The following is a 17,596-nucleotide window of genomic DNA, read 5'->3' as shown; positions in this document are numbered from 1 at the left end:
AACTAAAAAACGTGGTGACAGAAATGGTTAAAAACGCATAAGCATGGCTACCGCACTGGGTTGCAGCCCCCAGTTCGCTGATTTTAACCACATTGCTCAAGCTGTTGGCCATCATGTCCTCCAGCATTTAATTGTACTTTGGGGGCATGCATCGCTAGGCGCTATCACAAATCTATCGCGCCATTGCACACCGGACAGACCCGACTTGAACTAGGATTCTAGCTCGTATCCCCCCCATATGAACAGCAAAAATTACCTCATTGGGAGCAATTTCAAGCTGAACACAAGGCTTGTAACAGGCAGCTTGAACTCTCTGTTAATTATTTAAGCAACCGGTAAAATGAACCTCTCGACATCAACCAGCTAAGAAAAACAGGGCAACCCATGGGGTAGCCCTGTTTGATTGTCAGCCAGACCAAAGCTGGCTGGCGATTTATTGAACTCTGTTCAAATTAGCTAAACCTGCATGCCATCAGTCACCTTTTGACTCAACTGCTGCAGCCATGCGCGCCTCTTTACTCTTGTGGCTAGTGAAGTAGCGCATCACCAACACAAAGAAGAGCGGCACGAAGAAGATGGCCAGCACGGTGGCACTGATCATCCCCCCCATCACGCCGGTACCGATGGCGTTACGGCTGCTGGCACCTGCGCCAGAGCTGATTACCAGCGGCAGCACCCCGAGGATAAAGGCGAGCGAGGTCATCAGGATCGGCCGCAGACGCAGACGCGCCGCCTCCACCACCGCCTCACCCAAGCTCATCCCTTTGTCGTAGAGCTCTTTGGCAAATTCCACGATCAAAATCGCGTTTTTTGCCGACAAGCCTATGGTGGTGAGCAGACCGACCTGGAAGTAGACGTCGTTCTCCAGCCCGCGCAGGGTGGCAGCCACAATGGCCCCCAGAACCCCGAGCGGCACCACCAGCATCACCGAGAAGGGGATGCTCCAGCTCTCGTAGAGGGCCGCAAGGCAGAGGAACACCACCAGCAGCGAGATCGCGTAGAGCGCAGGTGCCTGTGAACCGGCCTGACGCTCCTGGAAGGAGAGCCCGGTCCACTCGATACCCACCCCTTCCGGTAGCTGTTTCACCATCTGCTCGATGGCGGCCATCGCATCACCGGTACTCTTGCCGGGCGCTGCTTCACCGACGATCTCCATCGCCGGCACGCCGTTGTAGCGTTCCAGACGGGGCGAACCGAAGCTCCACTCGGTGCTGGCAAAGGCGGAGAAGGGCACCATCTGACCGGCACTGTTGCGCACATACCAGAGTTTCAGATCTTCCGGGTTCATCCGGAAGGGGGCATCCGCCTGCATGTAGACCTTCTTGATCCGGCCACGGTCAACGAAGTCATTAACGTAGGACGAGCCCCAGGCGGTGGCCAGGGTGTTGTTGATATCCGCGATGGATAGCCCCTGCGCCAGCGCCTTCTCGTAATCGATCTTGATATCGAGCTGCGGCGTATCTTCCATCCCGTTCGGACGCACTCGCACCAAAGTGGGATCCTGCGCCGCCATGCCGAGCAGCTGGTTACGCGCCGCCATCAGCTTGTCGTGACCGATACCGCCGCGATCCTGCAGGAAGAAGTCAAAACCGGTCGCCGTACCCAGCTCCGGGATCGGAGGCAGGTTAAAGGCGAACACTTGCGCCTCCTTGATGCTGAACAGATAGCCCATGGCGCGGCCGATGATGGCATTGGCGCTGCGATCCGGGCTCTTGCGCTCGCTCCAGTCCTTGAGCTTGATAAAGGCCATCCCCGCGTTCTGGCCACTACCGGCGAAGCTGAAGCCGGATACGGTCAGCACAGAATCGACATTATCCTTCTCGTTTTTCAGGAAGTAGTCGCGCATGTCCGCCAGCACCACCTCGGTGCGCTGCTTGGTGGCCCCCACCGGCAGTTGCACCATGGACATGATGACCCCCTGATCCTCTTCCGGCAGGAAGGAGGTGGGCATCCGCATAAAGAGCACTGCCAGTACCGCCAGCATGGCGCCGTAGATCAGGCTATAGCGCACACCCTGCTTGATCACCTTGCGCACACCGCTCTGATAGCGGTTGGTACCGGCATCAAAGGCGCGGTTGAACCAGCCAAAGAAGCCGCGCTTGGCCCCAAACTCGCCATGTTTCATCGGCTTGAGCAGGGTGGCACAGAGCGCCGGGGTCAGGATCAACGCCACCAGCACCGACAGCACCATGGCCGAGACGATGGTCAATGAGAACTGGCGATAGATGGCGCCGGTCGAGCCGCCGAAGAAGGCCATCGGCACGAACACGGCGGAGAGCACCAGGGCAATCCCCACCAGCGCGCCGGTGATCTGGGTCATCGACTTGCGGGTCGCTTCCAGCGGGGAGAGATCCTCCTCGCTCATCAGCCGCTCCACGTTCTCCACCACCACGATGGCGTCATCCACCAGCAGGCCGATGGCCAGCACCATACCGAACATGGTGAGAGTGTTGATGGAGAAGCCGAACGCCGCCATCACCCCGAAGGTACCGAGCAGCACCACAGGCACCGCGATGGTCGGGATCAGGGTGGCGCGGAAGTTCTGCAAGAACAGATACATGACGCAGAACACCAGGAAGATCGCCTCGATCAGGGTCTGCACCACCTCCTCGATGGAGATCTTCACAAACGGCGTGGTGTCGTAGGGGTAGACGATCTCCATGTTGGCCGGGAAGTAATCCGACAGCTCATTGAGCTTGGCACGCACCTTCTCGGCGGTATCCAGCGCATTGGCGCCGGTCGCCAGCTTGATGGCAACCGCGGCGGTAGACTGGCCGTTGTAGAGCGCATCGGCGTCATAGCTTTCGCCCGCCAGCTCGACCCGAGCCACATCTTTCAGCCGTACCTTGGAGCCATCCTGATTCACCCGCAGCAGGATGTCGTTGAACTGCTCCACGGTAGAGAGCCGGGTTTGCCCCATGATGGTGGCGGTGAACTGCTGATCTTCCACCGATGGTGTGCCACCCAGCTTGCCGAACGCCACCTGGGCGTTCTGCGCCTTGATGGCCGCCTGCACATCACCCGGTGTCATCTGCACCCGGTTGAGCTTGTTGGGATCGAGCCACACCCGCATGGAGTACTGGCTGCCGAACAAGGTGATATCCCCTACCCCGTCCAGACGACTCAGAGGCTCCTTGATGTTGGAGACCACATAGTCCGCCAGATCGTCGTTGTTCATCGAGCCATCACTGGAGATGAAGGCCGCGACCATCAGGAAGCTGCTGGAGGTCTTCTGCACCCGGATCCCCTGCTGCTGAACCTCTTGCGGCAGCAGCGACATCGCTTGCTGCAGCTTGTTCTGCACCTGCACCTGGGCAATATCGGGATCGGTCCCCGGCTGGAAGGTGAGGGTCACCGACACCCGCCCCGCGGAGTCAGACTGGGAGGACATGTAGAGCAGGTGATCCAGCCCGGTCATGTTCTGTTCGATGATCTGGGTCACCGAGTCTTCCACCGTTTTGGCGGATGCGCCCGGATAGCTGGCGGAAATACCGACAGCAGGCGGCGCAATGCTCGGGTACTGGGCGACCGGCAATTTGATGATGGCCAGGCTGCCCGCCAGCATGATCACCAGCGCGATCACCCAGGCAAAAATGGGTCTGTCTATAAAAAATCGAGCCATGAAGCGACTACTCCATCCTACTTGTTGGCCGGGGTGTTGGACGCGGCTTGAGCAGACGGTGCATCAGCACCCTGCTCGGCGGGATTGACCACGGCGCCCAGTCGTACTTTCTGCAAGCCAGCCACGATCACCCGCTCGCCGGAGGTGAGCCCTGACTCCACCACCCAGTTGCTGCCGACGACCCGGCTCAGTTGCACGTTGCGCAGCTCCACCTTGTTGTCAGCGGTTACCACCATCACGGTGGCGCCGCCATTGGGGGTGCGAGTCACGGCAGTTTGCGGCACCAGCAGCCCTTGCGCCCGCTCGCCCTCTTGCAGGGTGGCGCGCATAAACATGCCGGGCAGCAGCAGCTGGTGAGGGTTGGGCACAATCACCCGCAGGGTCACCATGCCGGAGGTCTCATCCACGGTTACATCGGAGAACTGCAACGAGCCCTCTTCGCCATAAGTGGAGCCATCTTCCAGCTGGAAGGTCACCTTGGCCCCTTTCTGCTCGTCCTGGGTCAGCTTGCCCTCGGCGACCAGTCGCTTGAGGCGCAGCAGATCGGCGGTGGACTGACGCACATCCACATACATGGGATCGAGCTGCTGAATGGCGGTCAGGCTGTCAGCCTGCTGGGCAGTCACCAGCGCCCCCTCGGTCACCGCGGATTTACCGATGCGGCCACTGATGGGGGCTGTGATGCGGGTGTAACCGAGATTGATCTCGGCAGTACGCAAAGCCGCCTTACTCGCCATGATCTCCGCCTTGGCCTGCTTCCAGCTGGCGTCGGCGTCGTCATAGTCCTGACGGCTGATGGATTTGACCTTGAGCAGCTCCTGATAGCGCTGCGCCTTGAGGCGGGCACTCTGCTCGTTGGCCTCGGCCTTGGCCAGATTGGCCTTGGCGCTGGCAACCGCCGCCTGATAGACAGCCGGGTCGATCTGATAGAGCAGATCGCCCGCCTTCACATCGCTTCCCTCGGTAAAGAGGCGCTTGAGGATGATGCCGCTCACCTGCGGACGCACTTCGGCCACCCGCAGCGGGGCACTGCGGCCGGTCAACTCGGTAGTCAACATCAGCGGACCGCTCTGCAGGGTCACCACGTTGACCGCCGCGGGGGGCATGCCGCCCTGTCCCTGGGGTGCGCCCCCCTTGTCACCACAACCTGCCAGCAAGCCTGTAGCCAGCAAGGCAAGACCAACTGAACGAGCAAGAATATGTTTATGCATGAAACACCTGAGCCTTTGCCAGTCAATGAACAATCAGGGCCACATGGGCCCTGTTGGTAAATAGTCGAAAGATGAGGCAATATACATACATTCATAAATGTATGTAAGTGACTTTTTGCTTGCATGAGGCACAAATTTCGATGGCCAGACGAACCAAAGAAGAGGCGCAGCAAACCCGCTGCCACATCATGAGCACGGCGCTGGATCTGTTCTGCTCTCAGGGCCTGGCCAAGACCAGCCTGACCGACATCGCCAAAGCGGCAGACCTGACCCGCGGGGCCATCTATTGGCACTTCAAGAACAAGGATGAACTCTTCATTTCGCTCTGGCAGGAACTCTGCAGCCCCCTCGCCCACCAGCTCGATGCCTGCCTCAACCCAGATGAGCCGGATCCGCTGGGGCAACTGCGCCTCTTCTTCGAAGGGGTGCTCCACAGCTTCATTCACAATCCGGCCCAGCGGCAGATGTTTACCATACTGTTCAATCTCGAATCGCTGGAGGGGGAAGCCATCTCACTGCGCGAGCATATCCGCAGCCAGTCCGCCAACTTCTTTCGAGACCTGGAGACCACCCTGGCCAACGCGGTACGGCGGGGCCAACTGCCCGCCAACCTCAACCTGCAGCGCGCCGCCACCCTGCTCCACTGCACTCTGGATGGCTACATCATCAACTGGCTCCACTTTCCGGGGCGGATAGACCTGCAGGGCGAATCCGCCTTCCTGATAGAGAGCATGTTCACCATGCTGGCCCAGCCCCACGGGCCTGCCTGCGGCCGCTAACCGGCTCCGGCAACGTCCTCACATCCAAATCGGGGACTGACCGCGCGTTTTGGCAGTCAGGCCCCGATTTGTTACCCTGTGCGCCCCCTGCTTGAGGTAACCCCTGTGCCACACTCTGACGCCATCCCCGCTTCCCGGCCATTTAACGACCAGCACGCCCACGTTCGAGCTGCCTTTGTGGCGCGCCTCAAACCCGGTGCTCACCTGCTCAATGGTCAGTGCGGTACGGGGGAGGATCTGTGCTGGCTGCGTGCAGAAGGGTATATAGTCACTGCCTGTGAAGCTGTGCTGGCCGACGCCAGAGTTGCCTCACAGCAATCCGGGCAAGCGGTGCGGGTCTGCCCACTGGCGAAGATGCACTCGGTGCTCCCTTACGATGGCATCTGGCTGAGCCGCCCGCTTGATAGCGACGCGGCCACCCTTGTCCCACTGTTGCAACAGCTGGCGACCCTGCTCAAAGCGGGCGCTCCGCTCTGCTTCCCCCTGCCGCCAAGCGGCAAGATAACTGACGCTCAGCTACAGCAACTGGTCACCACATCCGGGATAGCGCTGCAACTGGCGCCGATGGAAACCGCCTCGACCAACACGCCATCATGGACAGGTCAACACGCCAGCCAGTACGTCATGTTGCTGCATGGCGATCATCAGGCGACCTAACGATCTAATTCATCACGGATTTTCCAGTTCAACGCCAAGCCGACAGCTAGTCGGCGATCTTGACCTTCGACAATATTTAACTCGGCGTTAACGCAGAAAAGGCAGACATAACACGGCTTACGTGTTAAAAAGTGTGATTAATATCAAAATTTAATAACAAAACAGACAATACAACCAAATCCGGATTTCCTTATGAAACTTGTCCTGAAACTCATTGCTGGCATCCTTGCCGGTCTCTTGCTCGGTCTCTACGCCCCTGAGTGGGTGGCGCGCGTGCTGTTTACGGCCAAGACAGTGATAGGTCAGCTGATCACCTTCACCATTCCGCTCATCATTCTGTTCTTTATCATGAGCGGCATCGCCAGCCTGCCGAAAAACTCCGGCAAGCTGCTGGGCAAAACCGTGGCCCTCTCCTATTGCTCTACCATTCTGGCGGGGCTGTTCGCCTTTACCGTGGCGAGCCACCTGATCCCGCAGTTCACCACCGCCGCCGAGCCCACCACGGCCACGGCTATCAAGCTTGCCTCCTACGTCAATCTGGAGATCCCGCCGCTGTTTGGCGTGATGTCGGCACTGGCCGCCGCCTTCGTGTTCGGCATCGGCATCAGCGCCACCCAGGCCACCGATCTGCGCCTGGTCGCCGATCAGGGTCGTGACATCATCGACTGCCTGCTGGCCAAGGTGATCATCCCGCTGCTGCCGTTCTATATCGCCGGGGTCTTTGTCGAAATGACGGTAGAAGGCACCGTATTCGCTACCCTGAAAACCTTCGGCGTGGTGCTGGTGATGGCGATCCTGATGCACTGGATCTGGCTCTCCGTGCTGTTCGTGGGTACCGGTCTGGCCCTTGGCCGCTCACCGGCCCAGCTCATCAAGAACATGCTGCCCGCCTACTTCACCGCGCTGGGGACCATGTCGAGCGCCGCCACCATTCCGGTCGCCCTGCAATCGAGCAAGAACAACGGCGTGAGCGACGGTATCGCCAACTTTACCGTGCCGCTGTGCGCCACCATTCACCTCTGTGGCTCCACCATTACCCTGGTCACCTGTGCCACCGCGGTGATGTTCCTCTCCGAGCATCTGGCCATTCCGGGCATCGAGACCATGCTCCCCTTCATCATGATGCTCGGGGTGATCATGATCGCCGCCCCGGGCGCCCCGGGTGGTGGCGTGATGTCGGCGCTGGGTCTGCTCACCTCCATGCTCGGCTTTGGTGAAGCCTCCATCGCCCTGATGATCGCCCTCTATCTGGCGCAGGACAGCTTCGGCACCGCCTGCAACGTCACCGGTGACGGCGTGATCGCCCTGTGGGCGGATCGCTTCGCCAATGGCAGCGAGAGCGCAGCTCCAGTGGCCGAGGCCGAACAGGCGTAAGCTCGCCGGGATAGCTCGACCATCCTCTGCAAAACCGCAGGCCCGAACCATGTTCGGGCCTGCGTTGTTTCTGCCAGCTTCCCTGCTTTTGTACGTATTCCGCTCCCCCTCTTTACCCCTCTCTGCCGTAAACAGCACTGGCGCAGCTCTCTACACCCGACAAAATTATTGGCATATGCTACATATGAGCGTATAAATGGCTTATGCCAATTAGGAGCCACCATGCCAAGACCCAAGATTGCCCGCCAGATCTGTGGCCGCCCCGCCAACAGCTGCTTCAAACCCAACGGCCGCCCCATGCATCAGCTGGAACAGGTCACGCTGGCCCCTGACGAGTTCGAGGCACTGCGCCTCGTCGACCTTCAAGGAATGCAGCAGCAGGAGGCCGCCCTGGTGATGGGGGTCTCCCGCCAGACCCTGGCCAATATCCTGAAAAAAGGGCGCTATAAAGTGGTGGAGTGTCTGAGTCTGGGCAAGGCATTGATGATGCAACCCGCCGAGCCCGACCACCCAACCAGTGGAGAAGAGCCGACATGAATGCTGTCACAACCATGACCACCAACCCCAGCAACAGCGCCCTGATGCTGAGTCAGGGGCTGCTGGCTGGCCACTTTACCCGTGCCGAGCAGCTGCAAATTCTTAACCCAGAAGGGAACGTCATCGCCACCCTGGCCAACCCGGCCGCCGCCGAAGGCTGCCACGGCAAGCAAGCGCTGCTCGACGCCCTCGCCCATCATCAGGTGGGTCAGGTGGTGGTGCGCAATATCGGCGAGCGGATGCTAAGTCGCCTGCTGGCGGCCAATATCCGGGTGCTGCAGTGCCGCACGGCCCGCCTGCCGCTGCCCGCGCTGCTGGCCCCCGCCAATTTGCAACCTCTTACCGAGGCCAGTCAGGGCCGTCCGTCTCGTCGTCATCAGAGCAAGGCGACTATCCGTGCCATCCAGCCCGTCGGCGCAGGCCACAGCCATGCGAATTGTCACGGTGGTTGCAACAGTGGTTCCGATCACTGTTGCGCCAGTAGTGGCAATCAGGCAGAGAGCTCACGACAAGGCCATACTTGTTGTCAAGGCAGTGAGGGCGCAGGCCAGCAGGGCGGTTGCTGCCATCATCACTGATGCCATCGCCGTGCATGTCATCACCATCAAGGAGAAGAGATCATGTCCATCTGGTTGTTGAGCCTGCTCGCCTCGTTCGTGCTGATCCTGGCCATGGGCACCATCATCTGGTGGCGCCAATACCAGCTTGCCCAGAAACGGGAAGATAAAGAGGTACGCCCCTGTGGCTGCTCCAGCGCCTGCGCGGATCACCTCTATCAGATCAGCGAGCCGGCGCCCAAAAAGTAACCTGAGCGCAAACGCCATAGCCGCAGAGATAAGGTCGGCAAACTAAAGGCGCATTTAATAGAAAGACGCATAAGAGAGAGGGGGCACCTGCTGGTGCCCCCTCTCTATTTATTCCTCGTCATGCTTGAACCGCCTCTTTCCCCCTTATGCTCATCACACGCGCTCAACCCGGCTCGGCGCCGCTGGGCGCCACGCTCGCAGAGCAGGCCGGATCCTGATACTGCTGATAGATGGCATAAAACTCGGCCTTGTTGTGCAAGGCTGCGGCGACGCAGGCGGGATCAAACTGGCTGCCGGCATGCTCCTCCAGATAGGCAAACGCCGTCTCGAACGGCCATGCCTTCTTGTAGGGGCGCTCGCTGGTCAGGGCATCAAACACATCCGCCACCGTCACGATGCGCGCCGCCAGCGGGATCGCCTCCCCCGCCAGCCCCAGCGGATAACCTGTGCCGTCGAAACGCTCGTGATGGCTGGCGATGATGTTGGTCAGCATGTCGGTGTGGTGAATGCCATCGAGACCAAACTCGTTGATCATCAGGCTGATCATCTCCCGCCCCTTGCCGGGGTGGATCTTCATGATCTCGAACTCTTCCGGCGTCAGCTTGCCCGGCTTGAGCAAAATGGCATCCGGCACCGCGATCTTGCCGATGTCGTGCAGCTCGGAGAAGAGATAGATAAACTCCACCTCCTCATCGCTCAGCCCGCAAGTCGGGGCCAGCGTCTTGGCAATCAGCCGGGAGTAGGCCGACATCCGGTGCAGATGGTTGGCGGTCTCCTCATCCCGATAGCGACTGAACTCCCGCGCCGTGGTCAGCGCGCCGCCAAGGGTCTGGATGGAGAAAAACTCCACCGCAATGATGGCCGAGAGCGCCTGGGCATAGGCCGACAGCTCGCTGCGGATCGGCTCCTCGAAGTATCCCGGCTCCATGGCATCGCAAAACAGAAAACCAAATAGCTTGCTGTTGAACAGCAGCGGCTCGGTATAGCTGGAGGCATAACCTGCCTCCAGCACCTTGCGGCTGTGCTCCGATGCCGAGCCACGCAGGGCATCCAGATTGCTGAGCACCCGGGGCTGCTTGTGCTCCGCCAGATAACTCAGGGAGGGGACATCGCTCAGCTTCACCTCATACTGCACCAGCGGCGAGGGCCCCTCGGTGCTGTGAGCAAAGGTTTTGAGCTGATCGGTATGGGGATCGTAAATCGCGATGGCTACCCTACTCAGCTTGTCAAAGCGCTGCCTGAGCGTGGCGTGTACGCTCTGCATTTTTTCGCCAAATGAACTTTCCATCGCCTTCTCCAACGGGACCCCGTAATGGAAGTATAGTGACTCCCTTTGACGCTCTCCCCGTCACGGCGTCAAAATTGACAGAAAAATCAACAAAGCAGCATCCCCACAACCAACCCGCATGGCAGAGGCAATAGCCCTACAAAGGGCGTGCTATCAGCGACTGTTGGTGCAGCCCAATCTTGCCTGGTCGGAGATATTGTTCGGTTCTGCCATGCTGGCTGTATAGTTTTTGGTTAACCATTCCGGTAAAATCCGCGCCCTTAAAGAAGAGCCACCTAAGAGTGATTGAGCGATGTCCAACACAAAACAGGCCCCCAAAGTAGGATTCGTCTCCTTGGGTTGCCCCAAAAACCTGGTCGATTCAGAACGCATCCTGACCCAGCTGCGTACCGAAGGGTACGACGTGGTGCCCAGCTATGACGATGCCGAGCTGGTTGTCGTCAACACCTGTGGCTTTATCGACAGCGCAGTGCAGGAGTCGCTCGAAGCGATCGGCGAAGCGCTGGCCGAGAACGGCAAGGTGATCGTCACCGGCTGCCTTGGCGCCAAAGAGAATCAGATCCGCGAGATCCACCCCAAGGTGCTCGAGATCACCGGCCCCCACGCCTATGAAGAGGTACTGGGTCACGTCCACAAATATGTGGAGAAGCCGCAGCACAACCCCTTCACCAGTCTGGTACCGGCCCACGGCGTCAAGCTGACTCCGCGCCACTACGCCTATCTGAAGATTTCCGAAGGGTGCAACCACCGCTGCACCTTCTGCATCATCCCCTCCATGCGCGGGGACCTAGTGAGCCGCCCCATCGGCGACGTGCTGGCCGAAGCCAAGCGCCTGAAAGAGGCCGGTGTGAAGGAGCTGCTGGTGATCTCCCAGGACACCTCCGCCTACGGCGTCGATGTGAAGCACCGCACCGGTTTCTACGACGGCATGCCGGTCAAGACCAGCATGGTCGCCCTGTGCGAAGAGCTGGCCAAGCTCGATATCTGGGTACGTCTGCACTACGTCTACCCCTACCCGCATGTGGATGACGTCATCCCGCTGATGCGTGATGGCAAGATCCTGCCCTACCTCGACATCCCGCTGCAGCACGCCAGCCCGCGCATCCTCAAACTGATGAAGCGCCCGGGTTCGGTCGAGCGTACCCTGGAGCGGATCCAGAAGTGGCGGGAGATCTGCCCGCAGATCACCCTGCGCTCCACCTTTATCGTCGGCTTCCCGGGCGAGACCGAGGAAGATTTCCAGATGCTGCTGGACTTTATCGACAAGGCTGAGCTGGATCGGGTCGGCTGCTTCAAATACAGCCCGGTCGAAGGGGCGCTGGCCAACGAGCTGCCGGATCCGGTGCCGGAAGAAGTTCAGGAAGAGCGCTTCCAGCGCTTTATGGAGCTGCAACAGCAGGTCTCCATCCGCAAGCTGGCTCGTAAAGTGGGTCAGGAGATGACCGTTATCATCGACGAAGTGGACGAAGAGGGTGCCACTGGCCGCTCTTTTGCCGATGCACCGGAGATCGATGGTCTGGTCTACCTCAACGGCGAAACCAGCCTCAAGCCGGGCGACATGGTCAAGGTGCGGATCGACGAATCCGACGAATATGACCTGTGGGCCAGCCTGATTGGCTAACCCTGCCATGGGTACACACGCCGCGCGTTGAGCCGATAGCGTTCAACGCAACTAAACAAAAAGCGCCTGATGGCGCTTTTTGTTTAACAACTACCGGCGATAAACTGCTAGCCGAGGTCGTGCAGCGCCTTGCCAAGGGGCGCAGTGAGGCGCAAGTCAGAGAAACGCACCGCCAGCCCCTGCCGCTCCGGCGTGCAGCACATCACCCCGATAAAGCAACTTTAGCCTGGCGGAAACGGGGCGAGGCGCAGCAGCGGCCACACCTTGCCATCTGAATGCGAAAGGGGACTCCCTCCGACGTAGGTGGGAGGGGAATTTCGCCGGGGCGTCAGCCCCGCTGGTTTTGAATGTATTGCTTGATCACCTCCAACGGCGCACCGCCGCAAGAGCCAGCAAAGTAGGAGCGTGACCAGAGCTCGGGCTTACTGTAAGCACCTCTTAAGTCCAGGAATTCATTGCGCAGTCGCCTTGATGTGACTGCCTTCAACGAGTTCACCAGTACCGATAGCTGTACTGTTGGGCCGTACTCTATCAGCATGTGAACATGATCAGCCTCTCCGTCACACTCTTTCAGTTCCGCGCCAAAGTCGTTACAAACCACAGTGGCATACTGATTGAATGCGGCAAGGTGTAAATCGCCCAATATCTTTTTTCGATACTTGGTCACAAACACCAAGTGAACATGGAGGAGATAAGCGGCATAGCGTGACTTATTGATGTTTATGACTTGCATTCAATGACTCTGTTCGGTGTAATGATGCGAAGAAATATTGCTACATACTGAGTATTGAATGCAAATTCTTAAAGCCTACAAATTCCGACTTGATCCGACTGAACAACAAGCACAACGCCTGCGCCAGTTGGGCGGATGTGCTCGTTATGTCTGGAATCACGGGCTGGCAGAAACCAAACGCCTTCTTGATGCTGGCGAAAAACTGCCTTCTGCTTTTGAGCTGAACCGGATGCTCACCAGTTGGAAGAAAGACCCGGAAATGGCCTTTCTGGTTGAGGCATACACCGACAACCTCCAGCAGAAACTCAAGGATTTGCACGGCGCGTGGATGCGCTGTTTTGATAAGAAACTCGCCGCCAAGGCTCCTGTTTTCAAGAAGAAAAGCGACAACAGAGACTCAATCAGATTTGTCAACTTCGACAAGTATTGCCGCCTTGAAAAAGGGCGAGTGAAGCTGCCAGCCGGGCTGGCTTGGGTCAAGTTCCGCCAGTCCCAGCTAGTTGAAGGGAAGATTAAAAACGCCACTGTCAGCCAAGCCGCCGGGCACTGGTATATCTCCTTTCAGGTCGAGCAGGAGCACCCCGAGCCAGTTCACCCGTCCGGCTCAATGGTCGGGCTGGATGCGGGTATCGCCAAGCTCGCAACCCTGTCAGATGGTACGGTGTTTGAGCCCGTCAACAGCTTCAAAACCAATCAGGCCAAGCTGGCAAGGCTCCAACGCCAGTTGAGCAAAAAAGTAAAGTTCAGCAGTAACTGGAAGAAGCAAAAAGCCAAGATCCAGCGGCTGCACTCACATATCTCCAATACCCGCCGCGATTACCTTCACAAGGTCACCACGACAATCAGCAAAAACCACGCGATGATTGTTATTGAGGATTTGAAGGTTTCCAACATGTCAAAATCAGCAGCGGGCACGACAAGCCAGCCGGGGCGCAACGTCCGGGCAAAATCAGGGCTGAATCGTTCGATATTGGATCAGGGCTGGTTTGAGCTACGCCGCCAGCTCGAATACAAGCAGGCATGGCGAGGCGGTCAGGTGCTGGTGATTAATCCGGCCTACACCAGCCAGCAATGCGCCTGTTGTGGGCACGCTGCGAAGGATAACCGCCTGACGCAAAGCCAGTTTAAATGCGTTGCGTGTGGTTATGAGGCGAACGCCGATGTGAACGGCGCTCGCAATATTTTAGCGGCGGGACACGCCGTTTTAGCCTGTGGAGGAGCGGTGCAAACAGGCCGCCCGATGAAGCAGGAACCCGGTACTGCGAGAGCAGCTATCACCCAGTAATGGGAATCCCCCTCCTGAGACGCGAAGCGCGAAGGTGGGGGAGGATGTCAAACCAGGTGCTGCGCCAAAAATCGGTCTGCTAGTCCGTTACCACCAGCAAACCGTCATCTGTCTGGTGCCATTCGGCGGGCTCATTGAGCCAGCGCCATTCCATCCCTTCCATCATCCTGCTTTGCTCCCTTTTATCCCGCGTAATCCCGCACAAATGGGGCTAGCCAACGCCTCGTCCGGTCACGACAGGTCATGGCTGCGCCTCTGCGGAACCCATAAAAGGAGTCAATAGTGTCGCTATTGCTGCCCCGATACAAGGCTTGTGCGTTGCGCCATCAGTGCGCCCCAAAAAGCGCGGGGGGCCTGATGGCCCCCCGCAAACACACCGGATGAGAAAATGCCTTACTTGGCAGCGCTATCCTTCACGCACTTCTGGACAAAGCTGTTCTTGGCCGCGCCCGCCAGCTTCTTGTCGGCAGCCGCCTTCTCGCACTTGGCCGCCGGATCCATCGCCGCGCTCGTCTTCACGCACTTCTGGATAAAGCTGTTCTTGGCCGCACCGGCCAGCTTCTTGTCGGCGGCCGCCTTCTCGCACTCGCCGGTCGCGGCTCCAGCGGCATCTTTCACACACTTGCCGACAAAGCTGGTCTTGGCGGCGCCGTTAAGCTTTTTGGCCGCAGCCTGCGCCTCGCACTGCAACTGGGCTGTGTCGTTGGCAAAGACCGGATTGGCCAGCAGCACGCTGCCGCAGAGCAGGCCGAACAGGATGGTACGCTTCATGGGTGATCTCCTCTCTATCTGGTGATGTGTTTGCATGGTCATATTTGCATGACGATGTGTTGCAAATGGCTGTGATTGCAACAGCTGATTGTTGCCGCAGATCCCCCGCCTCGCCAGCTTGGGACGCGGAGCACAGGACAACTATCGCCCGCACTATAGCGCCGATTGGCAGAGCGGGATTGTCCCCGACCAACCCTTCCTCAGCGGCAAGCCAGCCCTATTCCTTCCTGCCACGCCCGCCAACCCCAATAGCATCAAGGGCCATGGGAATCCTGCCTCCGGTCACTGTCTTTTATTGAGCCAGCGCAAAAAATCAGTCATTACTGACACTTACGTCACTTTTTGACTGGTACGGCCAGATTCGATTGGCTTAACATAGCCATCCGGTGCCTATTCATCCGTGATGGGCTGCTGCCCTCGCTGGTTAATGGAGCATTTTGGAAGCTGTAATCCACGGGCGGTAGCGTCGGTTTCGATGAGACTGTATTTTGTTTAAAAAGGTACAAACCCCATAATTTCCCACTTGGCCGCTAGGGAAGGTGCGAATAAGTCACCAAACATAAAAATGCGCCCTTGTAAGCATTTGAATTTAATAAACTAAATTTTTCAGTTTCGTTGTGGAGGGTGCTTATTCGCACCCTCCTTAACCCACCAAAAACGCCCTTAACCGGGCAAACTCCGCAGGCAAATTAACGGAGAGCAGCGGCAGCTCGGCATGCTTGGCCAGCGGGCCGGGCAGCGGTACATCCAGACTCAGGATCTCGTCCACCGACTCCTTGAACTTGGCGGGATGGGCGGTGCAGAGGAACACCCCCACTTCGTCCTCGGCCAGCTGTTCCCCCAGCAGATCCCAGGCAATGGCGCCATGAGGTTCGCACAGGTAATCCTGCTGGTGCAGGCGCTTGAGTGCATCGCGGGTCTGGGCATCGTCACGCATGCCTGACCCCAGGGTCTCCAGCGCCCAACCCTTGCGACGGCAAAGCTCTTCCACTCGCGGCCAGTTGTTGGGGCGACTGACATCCATGGCGTTCGACAGGGTTGCCACTGTCTGGTGCGGCTCCCACTGACCGGTTTTCAGGTAGCGCGGCACGGTGTCGTTGGCATTGGTGGCGGCGATAAAGCGCTTCACCGGCAGCCCTAGCGCCTTGGCAATCAAGCCTGCGGTGAGGTTGCCAAAGTTGCCGGACGGCACGCTGATCACCGCCTTGGCGCGATCGGCTTTCGGCAACTGGGCCACCGCCTCGAAGTAGTAGCAAACCTGCGCCAGCAGACGGCTGATATTGATGGAGTTGGCGGAGTTGAGGCCAATAGCCTTTTTCAGTGCCTCGTCGTCAAAAGCCTGTTTCACCAGCGCCTGACAGGCGTCGAAGTCGCCGTCAATGGCGATGGTGCGGATATTGCCGCCGAGGGTGCAGAAGAGCTTCTCCTGCAGGGGGCTGATCTTGCCCTTGGGATAGAGGATCACCACCTCGATCCCCTCCAGCCCGTAGAAGGCATGGGCCACGGCGGCGCCGGTGTCGCCGGAGGTGGCGGTGAGGATGGTGATCTTGTCATTTGTTCTGAACGCCGCGAGGCACTGGGCCATAAAGCGGCCGCCGAAATCCTTGAACGCCAGGGTCGGGCCATGGAACAGCTCAAGGGCATAGGTGCCATCCTTGAGTTTCACCAGCGGCGCCGGGAAGGTGAAGGCGGCATTGATCAGCTCGCTCACTTTCGCTGCGGGCACTTCGTCCCCCAGCAGGTGGCTCAGGATGCGAGCAGAGCGTTCGGCCAGCGGCAGATCGAGCAGGGCATCCACATCGGCAAGCGGTTCGAGTTGTTCGGGGAAGAAGAGCCCCTGTTCGCGACCCAAGCCCTGACGCACCGCCTGCGCGAAGCTCACCTGTTCGCTGTTGTCCTTGATGTTGTAGAGATTCATAGCTCGCTTCCTGTTACCCGTGCCCCGGCCATGTCCAGTTTGCAGACCCGGGCAAATCCATCTTCGTTCTGCACGAAATGTGCTTCCATCCAATCTTTCATCCGCTCGGCCTGCGCCAGATCCTTCATCACCACAAATACGGTGGGACCGGAGCCGGAGATGCCGGTAGCCAGCGCCCCGTTCTGGGCCGCCTGCGCCCGCACCTCGTTAAAGCCTTCGATCAGCGCCGCGCGGTAGGGTTCGGCAATCACGTCTTTCAGTACGCTCGCCGCCAGCCCCTCCTGCCCGGTGTAGCTGGCGTGGACAAAGGCAGCCAGCCGACGACCGTAGGTGAGGCAATCCTGACGGCGATATTGGGCCGGCAGGATGGCGCGGGCGGCTGCGGTGGAGACCACAGTGCCCGGGTAACAGACCACCCAGTACCACTGATCGAACACCGGAATGCCCTGACTGATAACGCCGTGCTCTTCCAGCACCAGCTGCATGCCGCCGAGATAGCAGGGGGCCACGTTGTCGTAGTGAACGGAGCCGGAGATCTTGCCCTCCATCTCCCCCATCAGCAGCAGCATGTCGTGCTCATCAAGCGGCTCGCCGTGGAAGGCGTTGAGCCCCTCCAGCGCCGCCACCACGCTGCAGGCGCTCGACCCCAGACCAGAACCCACCGGCAAGTTCTTTTCCAGCACCATTTCGAGCGGCTTGAGTTTCAGGCCCCGCTTCTCCAGCGCCTCGCCATAGGCGACCCAGCAGTCATGGAGGATATTCTTTTTCGGATCGTCCGGCAGCTTGTGGGCGTAGCGGCCCACGGATGAGAGGGCGAACGACATGTCAGAGGCTTTTACCTGCACCCGATCGCCGAGCAGAGAGCCATCCACGGGGGCGAGCGCCGCCCCCAGTACATCGAATCCCACGCTCAGGTTGGCGCTGGAGGCGGGTGCGTAGGCGACGACGCTGCCGCCTTCAGTCATATAAGAGGGGTACATGTCTGAACTCATGC

15 protein-coding genes and 1 pseudogene are annotated in these 17,596 nt (G+C 59.1%); 8 read left to right on the top strand and 8 right to left on the bottom strand.

From position 1 onward, the window contains the following. Positions 1-472: 472 nt before the first annotated feature. A complete protein-coding gene (locus PG888_RS01270; RefSeq protein ID WP_103252179.1) occupies positions 473-3,622 on the bottom strand; it encodes an efflux RND transporter permease subunit in 3,150 nt (1,049 codons plus the stop codon). A gap of 17 nt (positions 3,623-3,639) precedes the next feature. Further along, positions 3,640-4,833 (bottom strand): efflux RND transporter periplasmic adaptor subunit, encoded by a 1,194-nt coding sequence (locus tag PG888_RS01265; protein WP_270693389.1) that lies wholly within the window; start codon positions 4,831-4,833, stop codon positions 3,640-3,642. Between the two features lie 140 nt (positions 4,834-4,973). Between PG888_RS01265 and PG888_RS01260 the strand changes: the two genes are divergently transcribed. From PG888_RS01260 to PG888_RS01235, 6 genes are all read left to right on the top strand, one after another. Further along, on the top strand, positions 4,974-5,612 hold the full coding sequence (locus PG888_RS01260) for a TetR family transcriptional regulator (protein WP_263718743.1): 639 nt from the start codon (positions 4,974-4,976) through the stop codon (positions 5,610-5,612). A 105-nt stretch (positions 5,613-5,717) separates the two neighbouring features. Continuing rightward, positions 5,718-6,269, top strand: coding sequence for a hypothetical protein (locus PG888_RS01255; RefSeq protein WP_270693388.1), 552 nt, complete (start codon positions 5,718-5,720; stop codon positions 6,267-6,269). Positions 6,270-6,461: 192 nt separating this feature from the next. Beyond that, positions 6,462-7,643, top strand: a complete 1,182-nt coding sequence (locus PG888_RS01250; RefSeq protein ID WP_270693387.1) for a dicarboxylate/amino acid:cation symporter — start codon at positions 6,462-6,464, stop codon at positions 7,641-7,643. 222 nt (positions 7,644-7,865) lie between these two features. Then, entirely contained in the window at positions 7,866-8,180 is a 315-nt protein-coding gene (locus PG888_RS01245) for a DUF134 domain-containing protein (protein WP_005338107.1), read from the top strand. Continuing rightward, positions 8,177-8,758, top strand: a complete 582-nt coding sequence (locus PG888_RS01240) for a NifB/NifX family molybdenum-iron cluster-binding protein (protein WP_270693386.1) — start codon at positions 8,177-8,179, stop codon at positions 8,756-8,758. The genes PG888_RS01245 and PG888_RS01240 overlap by 4 nt, the downstream gene beginning before the upstream one ends. A gap of 42 nt (positions 8,759-8,800) precedes the next feature. Next, a complete protein-coding gene (locus PG888_RS01235; protein WP_005350263.1) occupies positions 8,801-8,986 on the top strand; it encodes a hypothetical protein in 186 nt (61 codons plus the stop codon). Between the two features lie 163 nt (positions 8,987-9,149). Here PG888_RS01235 and PG888_RS01230 read toward each other — a convergent pair whose 3' ends face one another. After that, positions 9,150-10,274 (bottom strand): HD-GYP domain-containing protein, encoded by a 1,125-nt coding sequence (locus PG888_RS01230; protein WP_270693385.1) that lies wholly within the window; start codon positions 10,272-10,274, stop codon positions 9,150-9,152. A 292-nt stretch (positions 10,275-10,566) separates the two neighbouring features. Between PG888_RS01230 and rimO the strand changes: the two genes are divergently transcribed. After that, positions 10,567-11,895, top strand: coding sequence for a 30S ribosomal protein S12 methylthiotransferase RimO (rimO, locus tag PG888_RS01225; RefSeq protein WP_041208316.1), 1,329 nt, complete (start codon positions 10,567-10,569; stop codon positions 11,893-11,895). 107 nt (positions 11,896-12,002) lie between these two features. On the opposite strand, the pseudogene PG888_RS23140 reads toward rimO, so the two are convergent. Both PG888_RS23140 and tnpA read right to left on the bottom strand, forming a co-directional pair. Beyond that, positions 12,003-12,170 (bottom strand): annotated as a pseudogene (locus PG888_RS23140) (DUF1349 domain-containing protein); the annotation flags it as partial. Between the two features lie 53 nt (positions 12,171-12,223). After that, on the bottom strand, positions 12,224-12,628 hold the full coding sequence (tnpA, locus tag PG888_RS01220; protein WP_064341427.1) for an IS200/IS605 family transposase: 405 nt from the start codon (positions 12,626-12,628) through the stop codon (positions 12,224-12,226). Between the two features lie 58 nt (positions 12,629-12,686). Between tnpA and PG888_RS01215 the strand changes: the two genes are divergently transcribed. Further along, positions 12,687-13,913 (top strand): RNA-guided endonuclease InsQ/TnpB family protein, encoded by a 1,227-nt coding sequence (locus PG888_RS01215; protein WP_064341426.1) that lies wholly within the window; start codon positions 12,687-12,689, stop codon positions 13,911-13,913. A gap of 393 nt (positions 13,914-14,306) precedes the next feature. On the opposite strand, the gene PG888_RS01210 is transcribed toward PG888_RS01215, so the two are convergent. The 3 genes from PG888_RS01210 to thrB all read right to left on the bottom strand — a co-directional run bounded on the left by PG888_RS01210 (position 14,307) and on the right by thrB (position 17,594). Continuing rightward, positions 14,307-14,684: a hypothetical protein gene (locus tag PG888_RS01210; protein ID WP_213393598.1), complete on the bottom strand. Its 378-nt coding sequence runs from the start codon at positions 14,682-14,684 to the stop codon at positions 14,307-14,309. A 643-nt stretch (positions 14,685-15,327) separates the two neighbouring features. Beyond that, on the bottom strand, positions 15,328-16,602 hold the full coding sequence (thrC, locus tag PG888_RS01205; protein ID WP_064338409.1) for a threonine synthase: 1,275 nt from the start codon (positions 16,600-16,602) through the stop codon (positions 15,328-15,330). Then, on the bottom strand, positions 16,599-17,594 hold the full coding sequence (thrB, locus tag PG888_RS01200; protein WP_064338410.1) for a homoserine kinase: 996 nt from the start codon (positions 17,592-17,594) through the stop codon (positions 16,599-16,601). Before thrB ends, thrC begins: the two co-directional genes overlap by 4 nt. Positions 17,595-17,596: the final 2 nt, after the last annotated feature.

The organism is Aeromonas sp. QDB23 (genome assembly GCF_027707745.1).
In the GTDB taxonomy this organism is placed as follows: Bacteria; Pseudomonadota; Gammaproteobacteria; order Enterobacterales; family Aeromonadaceae; genus Aeromonas; species Aeromonas allosaccharophila.
This window is presented reverse-complemented; position numbering and strand designations above follow the sequence as displayed.